The following is a 20,470-nucleotide window of genomic DNA, read 5'->3' on the forward strand; positions in this document are numbered from 1 at the left end:
TTAAATAGTAACACAAACAAATCAATTATGAGAAATAGCGTTTTGAAACTGGGCGTTGTAGCGTTGGCAGCTGTAGGAAGTGTACAGTTTGCTACTGCGCAAAAAGCACCTCAGTTTGGAAAAGCATCGATAGATGAGCTGATCGATGCCATGACTCCAGAAGAAAAAGCTGAATTGTTAATTGGTCCTGGGATGCCTGGTTATGCAGGGTTGGTACCTTTAGAAGGAGAGCCAGATGTACGTGTTTTAGGTGCAGCAGGTGGAACCGCACCTATAGAGCGTTTAGGAATTCCTGAGACTGTTTTTGCAGATGGTCCTGCAGGATTGCGTATTCAGCCAAAACGTAAAAATGATCCAAACACCTACTATGCAACGGCATTTCCTGTAGGTACTTCTTTGGCTTCCTCTTGGAATACAGATTTAATAGAATCTGTTGGAGAAGCTATGGGAGAAGAAGTAAAAGAGTATGGAGTAGATGTATTGTTGGCTCCGGCTTTAAATATTCAAAGAAATCCATTGAACGGAAGAAACTTTGAATACTATTCTGAAGATCCTTTGGTAGCAGGTAAAATTGCTGCAGCGTATATCAAAGGAATTCAGTCGCACAAAGTGGGGACTTCTATGAAACACTTTGCAGCGAATAATCAAGAGAGTAACCGTTTGTCTGTAAATGCACATATTACAGAGCGTGCGATGCGTGAGATTTACTTAAAAGGTTTTGAGATTGCTGTAAAAGAAGCAAAACCTTGGACTGTAATGACTGCCTACAATAAAATTGATGGTATTTATGCATCTGCAAGTCATGATCTTTTAACCACAGTTTTGAGAGATGAATGGGGTTACAAAGGTTTGGTTATGACAGACTGGTTTGGTGGTTACCCAGGTTTTGGAGCTATTATGGACTCTACACAAGTGAGTGATGTTGTAGCACAAATAGAAGCTGGTAACGATTTAATGATGCCGGGTACAGCTGCTCAAAAAAGCAAGTTGATCCAAGCTATCAAAAACGGTACTATAGATGAAGCAGCAGTTCGAAACAGTCTTCGTAGAGTTTTAGAATATGTTGCAGCATCTCCAACAGTAAAAGATGGAAAATATAGTAACAAGCCAGATTTAAAAGCACATGCCGAAGTGACACGTAGCGTTGCAACCGAAGGAATGGTATTGTTGAAAAATGAAGGAGACGTATTGCCATTTACCAAGAAAAGCGGAACCATTGCTGTGTTTGGAGATACATCGTATAGTTTTATTGCTGGTGGAACTGGTAGTGGCGATGTAAACGAAGCTTATACCATTTCTTTAATTGAAGGATTGAACAATGCAGGATATAAAATAGACAAAGATTTACAGGCTGCTTATGTTCCTTTTGTAGAAAAAGTAACTGCAGAAGAAATGGCACGTAGAGAGAAAAATGGCGGATTGTTATCAGACGTGCAACGTATTCCAGAAATGCCATTGGCAAAAGACATGGTGGCTAAAAAAGCAAAAGCTTCAGAGGTTGCGGTAATTACCATTGGTAGAAACGCTGGTGAGCAACACGATAGAAAAATTGCTAACGATTTCTATTTAGGTCAGGATGAAGTGAAAATGATCAATACCGTTGCAGATGCATTTCATGCAGAAGGTAAAAAAGTGATTGTGATTTTAAACATTGGTGGTGTTATTGAAACAGCAACTTGGAAAGATAAAGTAGATGCTATTCTTTTGGCTTGGCAACCAGGTCAAGAAGGTGGTAATTCTGTAGCAGATGTTTTCAGTGGAAAATCAAATCCAAGTGGAAAATTGACTATGACATTCCCTGTAGATTATTACAACCATGCATCCGCAGCTAATTTCCCTGGATTTCCAGCAAACGATCCTAAAGAGGTTTCTTATGAAGAAGGAATTTATGTAGGATACCGTTATTTCAACACTTTTGAAGTACAACCTTCGTATGAGTTTGGTTTTGGTGGTTCTTACACAACTTTTGAGTATTCAGACTTAAAACTAAGCACTACCAACTTTAAAGATGAAGTTGAGGTATCTGTAAAAGTAACCAATACAGGCGATGTTGCAGGTAAAGAAGTAGTACAAGTATATCTTTCGGCTCCTGCTAATATGGTAGACAAGCCATCAGAAGAGTTGAAAGCTTTTGGTAAAACCAAAAAATTAAAACCAGGAAAAAGCGAAACGTTGACATTTACGTTAACTGCAAAAGACCTAGCTTCTTTTGTAGATGCACAAAGCGCTTGGATTGCTGAAAAAGGAACGTATACTGTAAAAGTAGGAGCTTCTTCAACAGACATTAAATTAACAAACGATATGAACGTATCTAAAGATATCACTGCAGAGAAAGTTCACAATGCATTTGATACCGATGTAGATATGAAGAACGTATTAATGAACAACTAATCAAAGCATCACATTGCTTTATTTGTTTGATTTTCAGAAAACCCCTGCCATGTGCAGGGGTTTTTGTTTTTAATGGGAAGCGTATATTGGTTTTAAGAAAGTTATTTATCTTTAAACGTTATTTTCTAAAACTGATCTATGTGGCTATTTATTTCTGATGAGATTCCAGTGTCTCTTTTGGTAGGAGTATTTATTCTTTTTATGTTTTTTGTACTTGTAATAAAATATAGATACATCTATTTTAGAATCCAAAATGCTTCTCCTGAGGCTTTGTATTTTGATGATGTACGGAAAGTTTATGATGCGTTACAAAAAGGGAAAGAACCCCAAGAAAAGTATATACATACCTATGCAAATCAGCTAGGTAAAAGAGTTTTGTTATATGAATTGTTGTTGAAATATAACCGGTTAGAATTATTTCCTGAAGCGTTGCAAAACCGCAAAGATTTTGCTGCGTCTTATGTAGCTTTGTGGCTAGAAGATCATATGGAGGTAGACGAAATTCCTCCTAGATTAGAGCATGCAACCACTAAGTATTTAAAAGATGGTACGGTACTGGAAGTTTTTCAGTTTGAGATGTATGAACCCCATATATTAGCTTCCAAAGGGGTTTTGTATGCATATGCGGGATATCTTTCCGATAACCCCAAAGAATTAGGTTCGCCAGATTTTGAATATTCTAATTTGAGTACTGAAATGCTTGCTATTGAGCGTTTGGAAGAATTACAAAGGGTGTAGTTTTAATTATAGTTGTGAGGCTTCGATTACTGCGTAAGGTATCTTCGATATAAAATATATTTTACTCTCCATAATGCTCAGGGGAAGTGAGGAGTTAGAAAGATTTATGCTGAATTTTCAATTTATAACTTCGTGCTTACACCTGTTTCAAACCTTAGTTTATAAATTCAACAAATTCTTGTAGTTTTATAGTCCAGAACTAAATAGCTATTTGAAATGAAATACAAAATGAACCACATGCTAGCTTTAGACTTGTTCATGCTAGAAAATGAAGATGCAGCAGTGGCTTTGGAAACTACTACAGAAGAAGCATATTATCATATGCCTTTACTTAGTTGGGATATGCACTATTTTAATTATCATGAATTATTAGCAAAAAGACGTCAAGAGGCTGCCATTTGTGCTTTTAAAGAATTGCAAAAAACATATGAATGGACCAATGATTGGGAATCTATATTTAAAGAACAATCATTTGATGCATTGGTAGTTACCAATACAGACGAAAAAATTGTTTGGGTAAGTAATGGTTTTGTAGATATGACGGGTTATGGTAAAACCGAAGTATTACAACAATCACCAAAAATGTTACAAGGGGTGGCAACCACAGCAGAGAGTAAACAAATAATTCGAAAAAACATTACACAAAAAACTCCTTTTTCTACTGTGGTGCTTAACTATAAAAAAGACAATACCCCTTATTATTGTGAATTAAAGATATATCCTTTAATGGTTGAAAATGTAACTCATTTTCTAGCTTTGGAATCAGCTGTTTCTGGTCCTTTTTAGGAATATGTATTAGTAGTACCGCTGTTTTGTAACTATTTGTACAATTTGTTTTTCTTCTACTGGTTTTGGTGGCTTTTTAAGAATAAACAACACAGAGTTAATAGGCAAGTCTTTCTCTCTTTTGAGCGATAAAATTTTTACATCTAGCATTTGAAATGTAGAAGATTTTACTGCAGTAATAGTTGCCATTATTTCTTGATAAGTATTTTTGGTAAACCACAATGCCATATAACCACCAGCAGTAAGCACTCTATAAGTTTCTTGTAGGTGATCTTGTAATTCATTATCATTTTCTGTAGGAGGACTCATACTAATGATGTGATGGAAAAAACCTTGCACATACGGTATTTGTTCTTCCTGTAATAAACCAACAAGTAATTTTCTTTTTTTAATGTACTGTTTGTATTGCTGAAAAAGAGGTACCACATAACTCTCATCTCTTTCAAAGCCAAAATAGTGAACATTATAATTTTCTATGATAGGTTCTATTAATGGATAAGTACTGCAATAGAGTTGTAGAATGCGCTGTTTGTATAAAATAGGAAGTTCTTTAACAATTAATTGTTGTAATTCTTTCCAAGAAACAGTGTTCATATTTGCGATGGGAAATGTATTGGGTATCATAGTGATTAAGTACTGATATTTATATTTATCTAGATTCATTAAAAATAATAAAATTAAATATAATTTGAAATCTTTATGCTATAAAATGTTGCTATTCACACTGTTTTTTAACAAAAATATAGAGTTATTACAAAAAAAGAGCTGCTACAAAGGGATATGTAGCAACTCTAGTCAGATAAAAATTTGGATGGTTCTAAGATTTTATAAAACGTAGTGTAACACTTCCGTTTTGAGTAGTAACGTTTACAACATAAACCCCCTTAGCTAGGTGAGCTATGGCAATGTTCATTTCTTTGCTTGCTCCTTGTTGTGTAACGATGGTTTTTCCGGTTATATCATAAACGGTAACAGTTGTTACTATTTGTGGAGCACTTATGGTAATAGATGTTTTTGCCGGATTTGGGTATAGTTGTATTTTGGTTTGATCTATGCTTACAGGACTGGTAGCTAAAGAAGTCTCATCATAAATACATCTTATAGAAGAACCTTGTTCTCTAAAACCACCTGCAGTAGTATTTACTATATAGTTACTATAGTAAAGATATTTTGCGTATGCTGGATTGTCACTTGTAGTTTTACTCCAGTAATATCCACGAACTCCGTCATTATATATACCAGATGTACTTCTTGCACCGGCAACAGTTAATTTAAGATTACTGTTATAGGCAGAGGCAACGTTGGTAATTTCTTCTGCAGTTACTACTGTTTGCCATTCATCAGCAGTGGGTAAACGCCAAGCTTCTCCTAGAGCTTTACAAGGGTCACAACCATTTGTATCAGTAGCTTCCCAAGGGGTGGAAGCTTCCCAGGTGTCTGATGAAGCTCCTGCTGCCCACCACTCAGGATTACTAAGAATAAATACGTTCATTCCACCATCTAATCCGGTTGGATCATTGGGAGATAAAGCTGTAGTACTTTCTGTAGAAGTTCTGTTTTGATGACCGTCATCCCAGCGACCCCATTGGAAAAGATCTCCATAAGCACTAGCATCGGTAGCAGCCGTTGCTACTTGCTCACTTCCTAAGTTTTGCTGTAACCAAATTTGGTTATCTGCTGTTCTTACAGTAGTGTATGATACGGTTTCATTGTTGTATGTTAATGTAACACAACCGGTATCTCCTGCGCTTTCCCCCGGTAATGTATTGTTACATACAGTGGTAGCGCCGGTTACAGTTATGGTATAATCTTCGGCTTGGCCAAAGGTTGCTGCATAATCACATGGAGATGGTGACGGAGCTTGGTAATTTTTAATTACACGCATTCTGGTATTACCTAATACCGCATCTGCAGGTATGGTAATGTCTACACTTGTGGTAATCCCATCTTCGCCTGTACTATTTGTAATCTCATCTATGTATTGGTATTTTTCATTATTAGATAGGGAGTTAGACAATGTTCCGTCTTGATTCCAATCTATATACACAGTAAAATAATTGGTATAATCTCCGTTGGTATTACCTGCTAAAGTAAGCGTATAGGTTTCTCCTATAGCTACTTGTGTGCTTATTGCAGTAAAATCTTCGTACTGTGGAGTTGTGGCATCCACTGTTGCACTTGTACTATTATCTATAGTATTGAACTGAACTAAAGAAATAGGTTCTGCCTCACTATCTGGAAAGTTAAAGCTTGGTGTACAATACAAGATATCGTTTTGTGTATTGGCATAAACAGTAGTGGAAGCATCACCATCTGCATTAAGTCCTGTTAAAACAAGATCTAGATCATCATCTCCATCAAAATCTGCCCAGTGAGAAGAACTAATATATACACTTTCCAACGGTGTATTAGCATCTGCTGTAAAAGTACCATTTTCATTTATGTAAAGCGTAGCATGGGTATTTACATCTGCGTCAGATCCTGTAAGTAAAATATCGGCATCTCCATCACCGTCTACATCTAAAAAGTCTGTAGTTCCAAAATAGAGTTGGGTAAATTCATTTGTTACATCTACCGTAAAGTTTCCTGAACCATCATTGTGGTATATAGCTGTAAACGGAACGTATGATGAATTCATACCACTGGCTATAAGATCTAGGTCTCCATCATTGTCATAATCATTTGCACTAGCATCAGAAAAGTAAAGTCCTGTAATACCAGCATTGGTATTTTCTGTAAAGGTAGCTTCACCATCATTTAGATAAAGGTGCGTTTCCGGCTCATAACTGTTGCTATATCCACACAGTAAAACATCGGGATAAGTATCGTTATTAGCATCAAAAATAGTGATGGAACCATAGCTATTCCCAAAGAATGGACTGGTTGTTTGTGTAAAAGTAGCATCACCATTATTTATATAAAGGTAGGCTATATAATCATAACCCGATACGCCTGTTACTATAAAATCATCGTACCCATCTTGGTTTAAGTCGGCTGCTCTTAATTTTCCTGTAGTAACACCGGCCATGGCAAGTGTAGTTTTGGTAAAGGTAAAATCATCTTGCTGAGTGTATAGATCTACTACTTCTTCGTCATTGCTATTATAGCCCGATACCAGAAAGTCTGTAAGTCCGTCTGCATTTACATCCAATGTATCAGTAGTGGCATACCCGTAGGCATCTATACTAGCTATGTCTTGGTTAAAGGCATTGTCGTCATAATGATATCCAGTACCAAAGTTTCCATAGTTGGTATCATACCCTACAGTAATCAACGCCGTTGGTTGACTTGTAGTAGGTACCCAAATGGCTTCACCATATAAAATACCTGAAAGCGAAGTATGGTTAGTAAACTGTTGTGCTACCGATAGCAAGGGCACTAGAAAACATAGAATTAAAAAGTCGTTTTTTCTCATTGTTGGTTTTTTATTTAGACTTATTCAAAATTAGACTAAATACACCTTTTGTTCCTATGCATTTTAGCGATGTGTCTTATGGCTAAAAACCATCAAACAATCACCAAGAAAAATTAATGTTATATATTTAAGAAAAACATTGCTTAATTATCTAAGATTGGCCAGTTATTTTGAATAGTTTCTTTGATAAGTTTAATGATGCTTTCTTTTTCAAAATAACGAGAGGTAATAAGACCAACTGACTGTTTGTAAACATCGTTTTGATTTTCCAAGAACAATGCTTCTTCACTACTTAAAGAAATTTTGGCAAGATCTGGCAGCCAAGTTTGTCCACCGTGTAGTTTAATCATTTGTTTGATAGTTTCTAAAGAGCCTTCATACACCTGAAGTTGGTTCTTGGATACTGATTGTAACCGATCATCTTCCCAAACGTGTTTTAAATCATTATGTAATAATATGGGTATTTTATGGTTATGAGTTTTTGCTAAAGCAGGCTTTTTATTGCTGTAGGATACTAATGATACTGTTCCTAGAAATGTATTGTAGTATCCAGATTTTATAAAAGGAATAAACCCTATAAAACCATCTATGGTTCCAGCGTGTAACTGAGCTTCCAACAATTCAAAATTGGCTTCGGTAGCCACTATTTTAATAGCTTTATGAGATTGCCCTATGGTGTATAAAAGGCTAGGTAGCAGGTATGGAGCCAGTATAGATAAAATACCTAGTTTAAACGTGCCTTCTATATTATTATAGGAGGTGCGAGCTGTTTTTTCAAACTCTTTGCTGGTATCTAGTATATTTTGAGCTTGAATAAGTAGATTTTTTCCCAAAGTAGTAGGGACTACCGGGTTTCTGCTTCTATCAAATATAATGATATCAAACTCTTGTTCTAGTCTTTGAATTTCTTTACTTAGAGTAGATTGTGCTACATGGCAAGCATGTGCGGCATTGGTAAAACTTTGATGTTTAGCCACAGCCAGTATATATTTTAACTGATTAAAATTCATAATTATATAGGCATTAAATAGATATACTAGAATGATGCTGTAGCGTATTCTCTATGCACCGCTATCTTATCTTTATTTAAACTCAATTTAAATAACAAAAGTAAACATCTCTTGTTATATGTCATATTTTTAGTAGGAAAAATTATTTTGAGAAATTTTTACTTGAGAGGTTAGAAGTGAGAGGTTAGAAGTTAGAAGTGAGAGGTTAGAAGTGAGAGGTTAGAAGTTAAAAGTGGGAAGTGTGGCTTCGATTACTTCGTAATGTATCTTCGATTGATATATATATTTTACTCTCCATAATGCTCAGCCTGACAATGGAAGTTAGAAGTTAGAAGTGAGAGGTTAGAAGTTTGAAGTTTGGCTTCGATTACTTCGTAATGTATCTTCGATTGAAATATATTTTACTCTCAATAATGCTCAGCCTGACAATGGAAGTTGGAAGTTATGAATTTTAGCAGATAGCTTTGGTAGCTAATGTTTTGTTACTTCTATGAAAGATTCAACCATTCTGTTGAGTCATTTATTATTCATTTCAATCTTAATTGAATCTTAAGAAAACCAAGCTGTTATTGCCATAAGTTTGTATTGCTTTTTATAAAATAATACCAATGGCAGCAAAGAGATATGAAGAAAGGTATAGCACTATGTTTAGCTATGCAGGTTGGTTCTTACTAGTTTCGGCAGTATTGCGAATTGTATTTTGGATTTGGAGTGGTGCAGATATTCCTTTTCATGTAACTCATTTTTTGGGGGTATTGTGTACAGGAGCTTTTATGGATCTTGGTGTACTAGTTTTCTTTTGTCTTCCTTTTTCATTGTATCTAGCTGTTTTTCCCTCTAAATGGAATGGCTCTTTAGCCGATAAGATGCTCGTACATACAGGATTTGTTGCTGTTATGTTGATTCAAATACTAACATTCTTTGCTGAAATTACTTTTTGGGAAGAATTTAAAAGCCGTTTCAACTTTATAGCTGTTGACTATCTTATCTATACCTATGAAGTAGTTCATAATATCAACGAATCGTACCCTATACCGCTTTTGCTTACAGGTGTAGCTCTATTGGTTTGGTTATTTTGGTGGCTATTTCAAAAAGCAGGTATTTTTGCGGCTACTTTTCAGGGAAAAGCATCCGTTGTTAAAAAATGGAGTATACTGGTATTGAATGTGATTCTAGTTGCTTTTTTTTCAGTATTCATCAATAATACTACTGCAGAGTGGTCTGCAAATAGATACGAGAACGAAATAGGGAAAGCTGGTATTTATTCTTTTTTTGCAGCCTTTCGAAGTAATGAGCTCAATTTTCGTCAGTTTTATGAAACAATGCCAAACGAGAAAGCTTTTCGTATGGTACAGCATAGTTTTTTGCAACCCATAGAAAAGCAAGCACCAAATTTTTCGGTACGAAGAAATGTTATAGATAGTATAGCTCCCATCAAAAACAATGTAATTCTTATTTGTGTAGAAAGTTTAAGTGCCGATGTTTTAGGGCATTTTGGTAATACAGATCATAATACTCCAAAATTAGATAGTATCATTGATCAAAATTTATGGTTTAGTAATCTTTTTGCTACGGGAACACGTACTGTAAGAGGTATGGAGGCTTTGTCTCTTTCTATTCCACCTACACCTGGTCGCAGCATTTTAAAGCGAAAGGATAACGAGCATTTGTTTACTGTAGGCAGCGTTTTCAAACAACTGGGGTATACCAATACATTTTTGTATGGAGGTGATGGATATTTTGATAATATGGATTACTTTTTTAGCAATAATGGATTTACCATTGTAGATAGAAACAGGGGGTTGGCTTCTTCCAATGATTTTGAAACTAACCATTACAGTATTACGGATGATGAGGTTACTTTTGAAAATGCCTGGGGTGTCTGTGATGAAGATTTGTTTAATAAAACGATATCCTATACAGATACTTATGTGAAAACACATACTGCACCGTTTTTTCATTTTATCATGACTACCTCAAATCACAGACCCTATACTTACCCAGAAGGTACAGTAGCTATACCCAGTGGTACAGGGCGTAAAGGAGCAGTAGCTTACACAGATTATGCGATAGGTGAATTTTTAAAAGAAGCACAAACTAAGCCTTGGTATGCAAACACTACTATTGTTATAGTGGCAGATCATTGCGCTAGTAGTGCGGGTCGTTGGGAATTGAATATTGCCAATTACCGTATTCCTGCTATTGTGATTAATGCACCTGGAGGACAAAAGGGAGAAATTAACAAGATGTGTTCACAGATAGACCTTTTTCCTTCGCTATTTGCTTTGCAACATTTTAGCTATGAAACCAATCTGTATGGGCATAATGTATTTGATCCTCACGCACCAGAAAGAGCTTTTGTAGGTAACTATAGAAAATTAGGGTACTTAACACCTCATAAACTCACGGTTTTAGACGAACAAGGAACAGCAAATGCATATATATGGGATCGTAGTAGCAATACTTTACATCCTACAAAAACAGATACAACATCGGTAGCTAAGGCTATAGCCAACTACCAAACAGCCGATTATTTATACCATCATAATGGATTAAAAGAGTAGGACATATGCAACAGAAGTTATGGTTTATTATCAACCCAAAAGCAGGGATAGGCAAGATAAGTGATTTAGAAAATCAGCTTGGTAGTCATTTTTCAGCTAAAAAATATAGTGTAACCTATGCATACACGGCCTTTAGTAAACATGCTGCTAGTTTAGCTGCAACAGCACTTAAAGATGGCGCTCATATTATAGTAGCTTGTGGTGGTGATGGTACTATTAACGAGGTAGCATCGGTATTGGTAGGGCAATCTGTTTTATTTGGATGCATACCTTTGGGAAGCGGTAACGGATTGGCAAGTCATTTAAACATACCAAAAAACATAGCTAAAGCAGCAGAAGTACTGGTGAAAGGCAAAGTAAAACGCATTGATGTAGGAAAGGTGAACAATAGTTTTTTCTTTAGTAATGCAGGTTTTGGTTTTGATACACGTGTTTTGGAAGCTAGAGCCCATGCTACATCATCTCCGTTTCTTAATTATGCACATGCGGTTGTAAAAGCATTCTTTAAGAAATGGAATTTAGAAGAGGTAGAGATTGTTACTGCAGAAGGCACATCTTTTACCGTGACTCCGTTTTTAGTTATGATTACTAATAGCAATCAATTGGGGTATCAAATTTCATTACATCGAGAAGCGAGTGTTACGGATGGAATGCTAGATCTTATCATAATAGACCGTAAACCCAAACTAGCTATTTTATGGATGACGCTTTTGGTACTACTACGCAAAGAAAATTATTGCAGAGGACTACGCCATGTAAAAGTAAAATCAGTAGAAATTATGTCGAGTATAAAGAATAATTTATGCATACAGCAGGATGGAGAATTGCGCTATTGTAATGATGGTTCTTTGCATATAGAAATTATGCCCGCAGCTTTACAAGTAATTTGTTAACCCTCTGTTTTGTTTAGAAGTTAGAAGTGAGAAGTTAGAAGTGAGGCTTCGACTCCGCTCAGCCTGACATGAAAAGTTAGAGGTTAGAAGTACGACTTACGACTTAGGACTTAGGACTTAGGACTTAGGACTTATGACTTAGGACTTAGGACTTAGGACTTAGGACTTAGGACTTAGGACTTAGGACTTAGGACTTAGGACTTATGACTTAGGACTTACGACTTAGGACTTATGACTTAGGACTTATGACTTAGGACTTATGACCTTTCAGTATACAATTTCAGTTGATAACGTATGGTTGTAAAATCCCTATATATGGGGATTTTTTGGTGTGGTGTTGTGTATTAACTTGTTACGCAAATGACCAAGTAGCAAGGTAATACAGCTGTTATGATCTGTGAAATAGTACAGTTACACAATCCGTTTGAGATGGTTACGGGCGAAACCCGTAAGGTTCTTGGTGCGCGTTTGTTGGCATGTTTAAGCAGTATAGAACAGGCATGTCCTGGTTTGCTGGATCAACTGTTGCGGTATCATTATAAAGATGTAAATGATACCTTGTTTACCCATTGTACTGCTAAGAACGGTATGTATTTGCTGTTATCGGGTATGGCTTGTAATTTGGTGTATTGTGAAGAGCATCATAGCATTACACGCTTTTTTTATCCGGGTGATTTTATTTGTACTCCGCATACGTGCCCTACGATACCCGGGGCAGAGGTGTACACAAAACTGATTACTTCTGCACACTTGTTGTATATAGATGCTGATGCTTTGCAACAATTACAAACTGTATGCCCGGAACTGCTATTGCTAGAACTAGATTTTGTAAAACACTGCCACGCTTACCGAACTTACGAACGAATACGGTTTGCTACTTTACCACCCAAAGCACATTTTGCCTATTTGTGTAAACACCAACCTATGCTTATAAAGCATGTACATAAAAAAGACATTGCAGCCTATTTGGGAGTCAATCCTTCTACGTTGAGCAGATGGCAAATAGACACATAAAAGCACTGTCTATATAGCTGGCTGTAATTACTTTACAGCTTAATTTTCTACCTGTTTTCAAAAAAAACACGTTTTTATTGGTAATTTCTTACAAAAAAGTGCATTTGACTTGATCTAAGTCAAGTCAACTATCAATTGTATGTTTTAGTTTTGGTATGTTCTTAATTACTAAGCGCTTATAGAACACAGCGAACAAGTTCTTTGCCATGTTGATTACAAGAAGGTAGCACGTAATGTATGTTTTTGATGCTTCATCAAATGTTTTTGACGTCACATATATTGTTTTTGATGTTCCATAAATTGTTTTGTTTACTACAACAATTGTTGTGTTTGTAGTAAAACATGTTGTGGATAGCGGCATCAACTGTTTTGGATGCGTTATCAAATGTTTTGTTTACTACAAAAACTGTTTTGTTTGTCGTAAAATATGTTTTTGATGCGCTGTCAACTGTTTTGTTTGTTCCATCAAATGTTTTTGAAATGATAAACTATGTTTTGTTTGCTTCATCAAAAACAGTTTATGGAGCTGAAATTGGCTTAAATCCTAGTAAAAAAGTACTGATTTTAAGTGCCTATACCATGGATGTGCCATGAACAAACGGAGTTTAGCTACCTTATTTATAGTCATGGCGAGGCGTGTATGCTTTCCGAATTTAAAAATTAATGTATTGGTTTTGTAGTAGTTACTGTTTTTGTAAGCAGTAACCCAGGCTACCTATGCATTTTTTAAACTGAATTATTAATTATTTAAAACTAAAAAAAATGGCTCAAAAAATTATGAAAGTCAAGATTAATTACGAAAACATGAGAGACAGTAATTTAAGCGTATTTGCAGAAGATGTGGTGGTTCAATTAACCGGTAATACCAATTTTACTTTTACAGAAGGGGTATTAACGAGTTTAGCTACGGCTAGTACTACCTACGCACAAAAACTAGCGGCTACTTTGGGTGGAGGCAAAGTAAATACTGCCGAAAAACGGGCAGCGCGCATTACGCTGGTGGCGTTGCTGCGCTCGGTGGCACAGCAGGTAAACCTACAGGGAAATAATGATGAGGTTATTTTAAAAACCAGTGGCTTTATGATGGCTTATGAAACTACAGAGCCTAAACCGCTACAAGTTCCTACTGATTTTGAGGCCAGACCGGGGTCTAATCCTCTGGAATTGTATATGACGGTAAAAAGCCATACTCAGGTAGATAGTTATGTGTTTTGTTATGGCCCTGCTGATACGGCTGGTAATTTGAGCAATTTGCAACAGCGCGTAAGCGCTGATAATAGTGTTACGATTTCAAATTTGGAACCTAATGTTAAATATGTTTGCCGGGTGTTTTATACGGGGCGAAAAAAGGTTTCTGAATTTAGTAGTTTGCAATATTCGTATGTGATGCCGGCGTAAGTTAGTAGATGGTTGGATGGTTAGATGGTTAGATTGTTAGATAGTTAGATAGTTAGATGGTTAGATGGTTAGATTGTTTAATTATTAGATTGTTAGCGCATTTCTTCCCCTCTTTTGAGGGGCTGGAGATGCGTTTTTATAGGCTTCGATTACTTCGTAATGTATCTTCGATTAAAATATATTTTACTCTCGATAATGCTCAGCCTGACATGAAAAGTTAGAAGTGAGAGGTTAGAATTTTAGACTGTTAGATGGTTCGTATTTTAGATGGTTAGATACTGCCTTTACGCTAGCTGGTCTCTTTGCTAAAACAGTTAAGTATGATGAAGTGTTTATGATTGAAATTATAGTGTCATATCACCGTCACTATTTATCACTACTAATGTTTTGTTAATTGTAAGTACGGTTTGTATAAAAAAATGTATTTTGAAAGAAATTAACTCACTAAAAAGAAGCTTATGACTTTAGGAATCGTAGGACCACTACAACTTATATTATTATCGGTACTAGGACTGGCTGTACCTGTTGGGATATTTTTACTAGGATTTTATGCCGGTAAAAAAGCTGGATATCAACAAAGAGTAGAAGAAACGGAGGCTGCTTTAGAAAGTTAGGCAGTGTCTCCTTTGTATACCCAAAAACCTCTTGCTTTGCAGGAGGTTTTTTTGTTTGGTGTCTCCTGAAAAGAATTTTTTAAATCACCTTTTTTGAGGTTGTATGGTTATTGCCTTTTTATTGCTGTTTGTGAGAATTTTTTGGAATAAAAATTTATAATCGTATAAAAAGTTATATCTTGTTCATGATATAAACGAGTTACCCACAAGCTGAAAACCAGCCGCATATTTTAGCACTTTCGGTTTTTCCCAACACATAAATCCAACGCTCTAAAAACCAAAAGAGCTAAAACTTTCCCAAAATTCGTAATTATGTATTTAAGTATTTGCTTAAATACATAATTAATTATATATTTGCACCTATAAAACATAACTTATGAAATTAGAAATAACCTGTACAAGAGCAGAAGCCAACCATAAACAGTTATTAAACTGTATGGAAAAATTACATAAAATGGAAGGAAGTTTTCAGAAATTGACAAAATTATTATCCATTGCCGGGAACGATGTACGTTTAAAAATACTCTACCTTTTAGGAGAAGAAGGCGAATTATGTCCTTGTGATTTGGCAGACATTTTAAAAATGAGCGTCCCTGCTGTATCTCAACACATTCGTAAAATTAAAGATGCAGGAATTATTACATCACGACGTGACGGTCAAACGCTTTACTATTCATTAAATAGTGATGAAACAGAGATTTTTAATAGCATTTTTAAATCCATAGAATTAATTAGAAAAATCGCATAATTTTTAAAAAATGAAAACAGAAAACACATCAAAAAATGCAGCATATACAGGTCTGTTTGCTGCTATTGCGGCATCATCGTGTTGCATACCACCAGTGATTGCATTAATAGCAGGTGTAGGAGGAAGTGCATCTGCACTATCTTGGATGGAACCTTTTAGACCCTATTTAATAGGTTTAGCTGTAATAGCTATTGGCTATGCTTGGTATGCTTACTTAAAACCCAAAAAAGCCGATGACTGTTGCGAAGTTGATGCAAAACCAAAATGGTATCAAACCAAAGGCTTTTTAATAGGCATTACATTGTTTGCAGCTATTTCAATTAGCTTTCCTTATTATTCTCATATATTTTATCCAGATAACAAAAAAGAGGTTATTGTCGTAAATCAATCAGACATTCAAACTGTAAATTTTGATGTAAAAGGTATGACTTGCGCTTCTTGTGAAGAACACGTTAAGCACGCTGTTAACGAATTAGAAGGTATTGTTAATGTAGCTGCTTCTTATGAGAAAGCTAATGCCGAAGTGGAGTTTGACAATACAAAAACATCTAAAGAAGATATAGAAAAAGCTATAAATTCAACGGGTTATAAAGTTATTAATAAATAAAAATAAATCTTATGAAAAAATTATTAGTTATATCAGGATTATTCCTTTTATTATTTTCATTTAATGCACAAGCACAATCGTGTTGTTTGCCGAAAAATGACAAAAAGGTAGAGAAAGCCAATATCAATATGCAAGAAACTAAAACAGTTACTTTAAAAGTTACAGGCATGACTTGTATGTCTTGTTCAAACCATGTAATGAAGGCTTTAGAAAAAGTAGAGGGAGTTATAGAACCGTTGGTCGAGTATAAAGAGGATAGAGCGGTTGTGACTTTCAATCCAAAGTTAACTACAGTAGAAGCCATTATTGAAGCCATTAATAAAACACCTTATAAGGCAAGTTTGATGGAGCCAAAAAGCTAGGGAAACTAAAGTCGCAAAAAAAGTTGGGGTATAATACCTCAATTTTTTTCAAACTGTATTTAAGTATTTAATTAAATAATTGTTCTAATGAAACAGTCAAAGAAGGAAGTTTTCAATCCGGACCACTTGGATTGTTGCATAGAGATTGGAGATTGTGAATTGCAAAATCCACCAAAAGAATTAATTGATAAACTTATTGGACAGCCCATCAGTGACTGTAAAAAAATTATTGAAGAGTTTCTTAAACCTCAAGAAAAATTAGTTATAAAATTTAAAAAGAAAATAGGGTTTAAAACTCAAAATGATAATCGCTAGTTAGCTTTTAAATGGACTGAAAATACAGTACTTAATTTAAAAAAAGATATCAAAATGGAAGTTTGTCACACCAGTAACCCAGCACTTATTCTTATACCAGATATTAGTGGGTTTACCAAATACATTGCCACTTCTGAAATTAGGCATAGTCAGGAAAAAATTGCACTATTGCTCGAATCAATTTTAGAAAATAATATACTAAATTTTAAAGTGTCTGAAATCGAAGGCGATGCTATTTTATTTTACAGTTATGAATTTCCATATTCAGCAACGGAAATCATTAATCAATGTCAATTGATGTTCGACAAATTTCATCAAAGAATAGATGAATTTAAACGATCGAAATGTATGTGTGAGTCTTGCCAAAATCTATATAACCTTTCACTAAAATTTGTGCTTCATTTTGGACAACTTGGCTCTGTAATGGTAAAAGACTATTGTAAACTCTTTGGTAAAGATTTAATAATAGCACATCGGCTTCTTAAAAACAAAATTAGCTCAAATGAGTACATACTTTTCACGGAAAATTTTAGCAATCAATTTCCACTTATAGGCACTCATCTTGATAACCATACGGAATTGGTCAACGACATTTTCAATTTAGAAGACATCGGTGATATTGGTATTACTTATTTCGATTTGAAGGCATTAAGTTTAAAGAACAGACAAGGTACGACTTGTTAAAATGATCAGCATTTTCTTCGTGCGGAAAATGAAATAAACATAATCTAAATTATATACAAAATGAAAACAGCAAAGCAATATTTGGGCAAACAATTAAACACCATGTTATCTGAAATTCAACTTGATGATAATAATTTTATCGTGAATGTCCAAAGGGAATTACTTAAAGGCAATCCACTGCCAAAAACAACATTTTATGCACTTATCGATGCGACTAAAGAGAAAGCTGATTCACTGTTGGAATTATTAGGAGAGCTAAATGAAAATGATGAAATCACTGCCTTTTCTGGTTTGTCGATCACACCTACTAACCACAAGTTTATAGTGCAAGGCAAAACACTTTATACTTGGTGTGCATTAGACGCTATATTGTTTACCGAATGGCTGGATGTTTCGTCCCAAATTATATCTCAAGACCCAATTGACAATTCTTTAATTGAGTTGAATATTGACTGTGATCATTTGGTATCATCTAATCCGTATCCAATATTTCTCTCTTTGGTTGAAAAAATGGACTCTTGCAATATCAGAGGCTCCTTCTGTAATCACGTTTCTTTTTTTGCAAGCGAACAAACCGCAAAACAATGGCTTGACAGCAATGCAAATGGCAAGATATTAACCTTGGAAGATCTGTTTGAATCGAATAAAATTGGCTTAAAATGTTGTTAAAAATAATAACCCATATTTATTAAGCACCACATAAAAACATACTTAATTACAAATAAAATGTTAAAGAATATATTAAAAAAAGACAGGATATGAAAAAACAAACAGAAACAATTACATTGGAAATCGAGGGTATGACCTGTAACGGTTGTGAAACACATATCGAAAAGGATATGAACGCAACTCAAGGTGTTTTAAGTTCCACAGTAAACCACGAAACCGGAAAAGGCGAATTTACTTTTGATGCTGATAAGATGAGTGAAGCAGATGTCATAAATGCTGTCAACAGTGTTGGGGATTATTCGGTTGTAAATAATGTTGATGACGAAGAAGTTTCCGCTGTTAATTCCAAATACAAAAACCAATTCGATTTAATCATTATTGGTGGTGGTTCAGCAGCTTTTTCAGCAGCGATTAATGCTGAAGGTTTAGGGCTCACAACGCTAATGGTAAATGCAGGATTGGATTTTGGTGGCACTTGTGTAAACGTGGGTTGTGTACCGTCTAAAAACCTTATTAGGGCTGCCGAAACGGTACATCACGCGACACATTCAAATTTTAAAGGCATAAAACCTAAAGGTGCAGACATTGATTTTGCACAAATCATAAAAGATAAAAAAGCATTGGTTGCTTCACTTCAGCAACAAAAATATATGGATGTGGTCAGTGATTTTGAAAACTTAACCATGCTAAAGGGATGGGCAGAGTTTGTGGATAATAACACAATACTTGTAGATGGAAAAGATAAATATAATGCTACCAACATTATAATAGCAACAGGTGCAACTACCAATATTCCAAATATTGAAGGATTGAATGAGGTTGGTTATCTAACCAATGTGTCCTTATTCGATTTGGAAGAAAAACCCAAAAGCTTGACCATAATGGGCGCAGGTTATATCGGATTGGAAATGGCAATGGCATATAATCGTTTAGGAGTAAAAGTACGTATCATAGAATTTACCGATAGGCCTTTACGAAGTCAAACCGAAGACATTACTGATGTTTTAGTTGAACAAATGAAAAGTGAAGGGATTGAAATTCTTCCAAATTTTAGAGCTTTTAAATTTGAAAAAGAGGGCAACGATACTATTATTCATTGTAACTGTCCTGATGGTTCTACAACACAAATTGTTGAAAAAGGACATATTGTTGTTGCTACAGGAACCACGCCAAATACCTCTAAATTAGGACTTGAAAATATAGACCTAAAACTATCAGAAAGAGGGCATATTGTGGTGAATGAGAAAATGGAAACTAATGTTTCTAATATTTATGGCGCAGGTGATGTTACAAATACACCGCCATTTGTATATACAGCAGCAACCGAAGGCAGCACAGCAGTTAACAATGCATTTTCATTATCAAAACAAAGTGTAGATTATGCATCCTTACCATGGGTAGTATTTACAGACCCTCAAATTGCGGGAGCTGGAATGGACGAAATAGAAGCAGAAAAGAAGGGCATTCCCTTTGAAGTATCAAAATTAGATTTATCTCACGTTCCAAGAGCTTTAGCAGCACAAGATACAAGAGGCTTTATTAAATTAATTCGCAATATAGAAACCGATAAGTTAATTGGAGCACGAGTGATTGCGCCAGAAGGAGGTGAATTGATTCAACAATTAAGTATGGCTATTAAATTTGGTATTACGGTAAAAGAACTTGCGGAAAGTTTTTACCCGTATTTAACTCTTGGAGAAGGGATAAAATTAGCGGCAATTACTTTTGGAAAAGATGTTTCTAAATTGAGTTGTTGTGCAAGTTAATCCCTACTAAAAGCCATACACATTTGCAATTCGCTCAAAGCCACCACGCCATCAAAAATTGCAAAAGAGTATGTCTTGCCAACGCTCAATCCGAACATTTAAGAAAATATCGGAATTGAAAAGCAGAACGGAATAAAGCCAGTGGGTAACAACGTATATAAAAAATAGCAGTTAAGAGCTAAACTAAAAGTTTGGTTCTTTTCTGCTATCTTTGTTTTCAACTGAAAAATGGCACATACAAATCTGCTACTTTTCATATACAAGACCGTTGTAAAACATTTGAAAAATTTCCGATTTTTAATTAAAAGGTTTATTTTTATATTTAACTTTCTAAAAATTAAAATTATGGGAATTAAACCGGGACCAAAAAGAACTGCGAAATCTACAGGTAAACCAGACAGACGACAACGAGATAATAAATCTACACCAGGGAATACACCGTCATTAAAACCTCATAAGCATAAAAAAGGTGATTAATCTAATTTTAGAAATAAAA

Annotated in this window: 20 protein-coding genes; 17 read left to right on the top strand and 3 right to left on the bottom strand. The window is 35.2% G+C overall.

The genetic code is table 11. The features are described from left to right. Positions 1 to 27 precede the first annotated feature (27 nt). From BM383_RS14655 to BM383_RS14665, 3 genes are all read left to right on the top strand, one after another. Complete coding sequence (locus BM383_RS14655) at positions 28 to 2,391, top strand: beta-glucosidase (protein ID WP_093025895.1); 2,364 nt, start codon at positions 28 to 30, stop codon at positions 2,389 to 2,391. 138 nt (positions 2,392 to 2,529) lie between these two features. Continuing rightward, positions 2,530 to 3,129 (top strand): hypothetical protein, encoded by a 600-nt coding sequence (locus BM383_RS14660; RefSeq protein ID WP_093025896.1) that lies wholly within the window; start codon positions 2,530 to 2,532, stop codon positions 3,127 to 3,129. A 216-nt stretch (positions 3,130 to 3,345) separates the two neighbouring features. Continuing rightward, positions 3,346 to 3,915: a PAS domain-containing protein gene (locus BM383_RS14665; RefSeq protein ID WP_093025897.1), complete on the top strand. Its 570-nt coding sequence runs from the start codon at positions 3,346 to 3,348 to the stop codon at positions 3,913 to 3,915. Positions 3,916 to 3,924: 9 nt separating this feature from the next. On the opposite strand, the gene BM383_RS14670 is transcribed toward BM383_RS14665, so the two are convergent. From BM383_RS14670 to BM383_RS14680, 3 genes are all read right to left on the bottom strand, one after another. Then, positions 3,925 to 4,578, bottom strand: coding sequence for a hypothetical protein (locus BM383_RS14670; RefSeq protein ID WP_093025898.1), 654 nt, complete (start codon positions 4,576 to 4,578; stop codon positions 3,925 to 3,927). A 154-nt stretch (positions 4,579 to 4,732) separates the two neighbouring features. After that, positions 4,733 to 7,330, bottom strand: a complete 2,598-nt coding sequence (locus tag BM383_RS14675) for an FG-GAP-like repeat-containing protein (protein WP_093025899.1) — start codon at positions 7,328 to 7,330, stop codon at positions 4,733 to 4,735. A 143-nt stretch (positions 7,331 to 7,473) separates the two neighbouring features. Continuing rightward, positions 7,474 to 8,340 (bottom strand): LysR family transcriptional regulator, encoded by an 867-nt coding sequence (locus BM383_RS14680; RefSeq protein WP_093025900.1) that lies wholly within the window; start codon positions 8,338 to 8,340, stop codon positions 7,474 to 7,476. Between the two features lie 608 nt (positions 8,341 to 8,948). On the opposite strand from BM383_RS14680, the gene BM383_RS14685 reads away from it, so the two are divergent. From BM383_RS14685 to BM383_RS19065, 14 genes are all read left to right on the top strand, one after another. Beyond that, a complete protein-coding gene (locus BM383_RS14685; RefSeq protein ID WP_093025901.1) occupies positions 8,949 to 10,904 on the top strand; it encodes an LTA synthase family protein in 1,956 nt (651 codons plus the stop codon). A gap of 5 nt (positions 10,905 to 10,909) precedes the next feature. Continuing rightward, positions 10,910 to 11,797, top strand: a complete 888-nt coding sequence (locus BM383_RS14690) for a diacylglycerol/lipid kinase family protein (protein ID WP_093025902.1) — start codon at positions 10,910 to 10,912, stop codon at positions 11,795 to 11,797. Positions 11,798 to 12,187: 390 nt separating this feature from the next. Then, positions 12,188 to 12,811, top strand: coding sequence for a cyclic nucleotide-binding domain-containing protein (locus tag BM383_RS14695; protein ID WP_143106435.1), 624 nt, complete (start codon positions 12,188 to 12,190; stop codon positions 12,809 to 12,811). Between the two features lie 342 nt (positions 12,812 to 13,153). Beyond that, positions 13,154 to 13,405: a hypothetical protein gene (locus BM383_RS14700; protein ID WP_093025904.1), complete on the top strand. Its 252-nt coding sequence runs from the start codon at positions 13,154 to 13,156 to the stop codon at positions 13,403 to 13,405. Between the two features lie 183 nt (positions 13,406 to 13,588). After that, positions 13,589 to 14,209 carry a fibronectin type III domain-containing protein gene (locus tag BM383_RS14705; RefSeq protein WP_143106436.1) on the top strand — a complete coding sequence of 207 codons (621 nt, stop codon included), beginning with the start codon at positions 13,589 to 13,591 and terminating at the stop codon, positions 14,207 to 14,209. Between the two features lie 458 nt (positions 14,210 to 14,667). Continuing rightward, a complete protein-coding gene (locus BM383_RS18870) occupies positions 14,668 to 14,823 on the top strand; it encodes a hypothetical protein (protein WP_177229140.1) in 156 nt (51 codons plus the stop codon). 376 nt (positions 14,824 to 15,199) lie between these two features. Next, positions 15,200 to 15,571 (top strand): ArsR/SmtB family transcription factor, encoded by a 372-nt coding sequence (locus tag BM383_RS14710; RefSeq protein ID WP_093025906.1) that lies wholly within the window; start codon positions 15,200 to 15,202, stop codon positions 15,569 to 15,571. A 10-nt stretch (positions 15,572 to 15,581) separates the two neighbouring features. Beyond that, complete coding sequence (gene merTP / locus BM383_RS14715; protein WP_093025907.1) at positions 15,582 to 16,178, top strand: mercuric transport protein MerTP; 597 nt, start codon at positions 15,582 to 15,584, stop codon at positions 16,176 to 16,178. Positions 16,179 to 16,189: 11 nt separating this feature from the next. Continuing rightward, on the top strand, positions 16,190 to 16,540 hold the full coding sequence (locus BM383_RS14720) for a heavy-metal-associated domain-containing protein (RefSeq protein WP_009780796.1): 351 nt from the start codon (positions 16,190 to 16,192) through the stop codon (positions 16,538 to 16,540). 87 nt (positions 16,541 to 16,627) lie between these two features. Beyond that, complete coding sequence (locus tag BM383_RS14725; protein WP_009780797.1) at positions 16,628 to 16,855, top strand: hypothetical protein; 228 nt, start codon at positions 16,628 to 16,630, stop codon at positions 16,853 to 16,855. Positions 16,856 to 16,909: 54 nt separating this feature from the next. Next, positions 16,910 to 17,539, top strand: coding sequence for a DUF2652 domain-containing protein (locus BM383_RS14730; RefSeq protein ID WP_009780798.1), 630 nt, complete (start codon positions 16,910 to 16,912; stop codon positions 17,537 to 17,539). A 60-nt stretch (positions 17,540 to 17,599) separates the two neighbouring features. Then, entirely contained in the window at positions 17,600 to 18,208 is a 609-nt protein-coding gene (merB, locus tag BM383_RS14735; protein WP_009780799.1) for an organomercurial lyase, read from the top strand. 89 nt (positions 18,209 to 18,297) lie between these two features. After that, on the top strand, positions 18,298 to 19,974 hold the full coding sequence (gene merA, locus BM383_RS14740) for a mercury(II) reductase (RefSeq protein ID WP_093025908.1): 1,677 nt from the start codon (positions 18,298 to 18,300) through the stop codon (positions 19,972 to 19,974). A 345-nt stretch (positions 19,975 to 20,319) separates the two neighbouring features. Further along, the gene (locus BM383_RS19065) at positions 20,320 to 20,451 is read left to right on the top strand and encodes a hypothetical protein (RefSeq protein ID WP_010134019.1); all 132 of its coding nucleotides are present in this window, start codon (positions 20,320 to 20,322) and stop codon (positions 20,449 to 20,451) included. The last annotated feature ends 19 nt before the right edge of the window (positions 20,452 to 20,470 follow it).

The sequence above is a fragment of the Pustulibacterium marinum genome, from assembly GCF_900116665.1.
GTDB classification, from domain to species: Bacteria; Bacteroidota; Bacteroidia; order Flavobacteriales; family Flavobacteriaceae; genus Pustulibacterium; species Pustulibacterium marinum.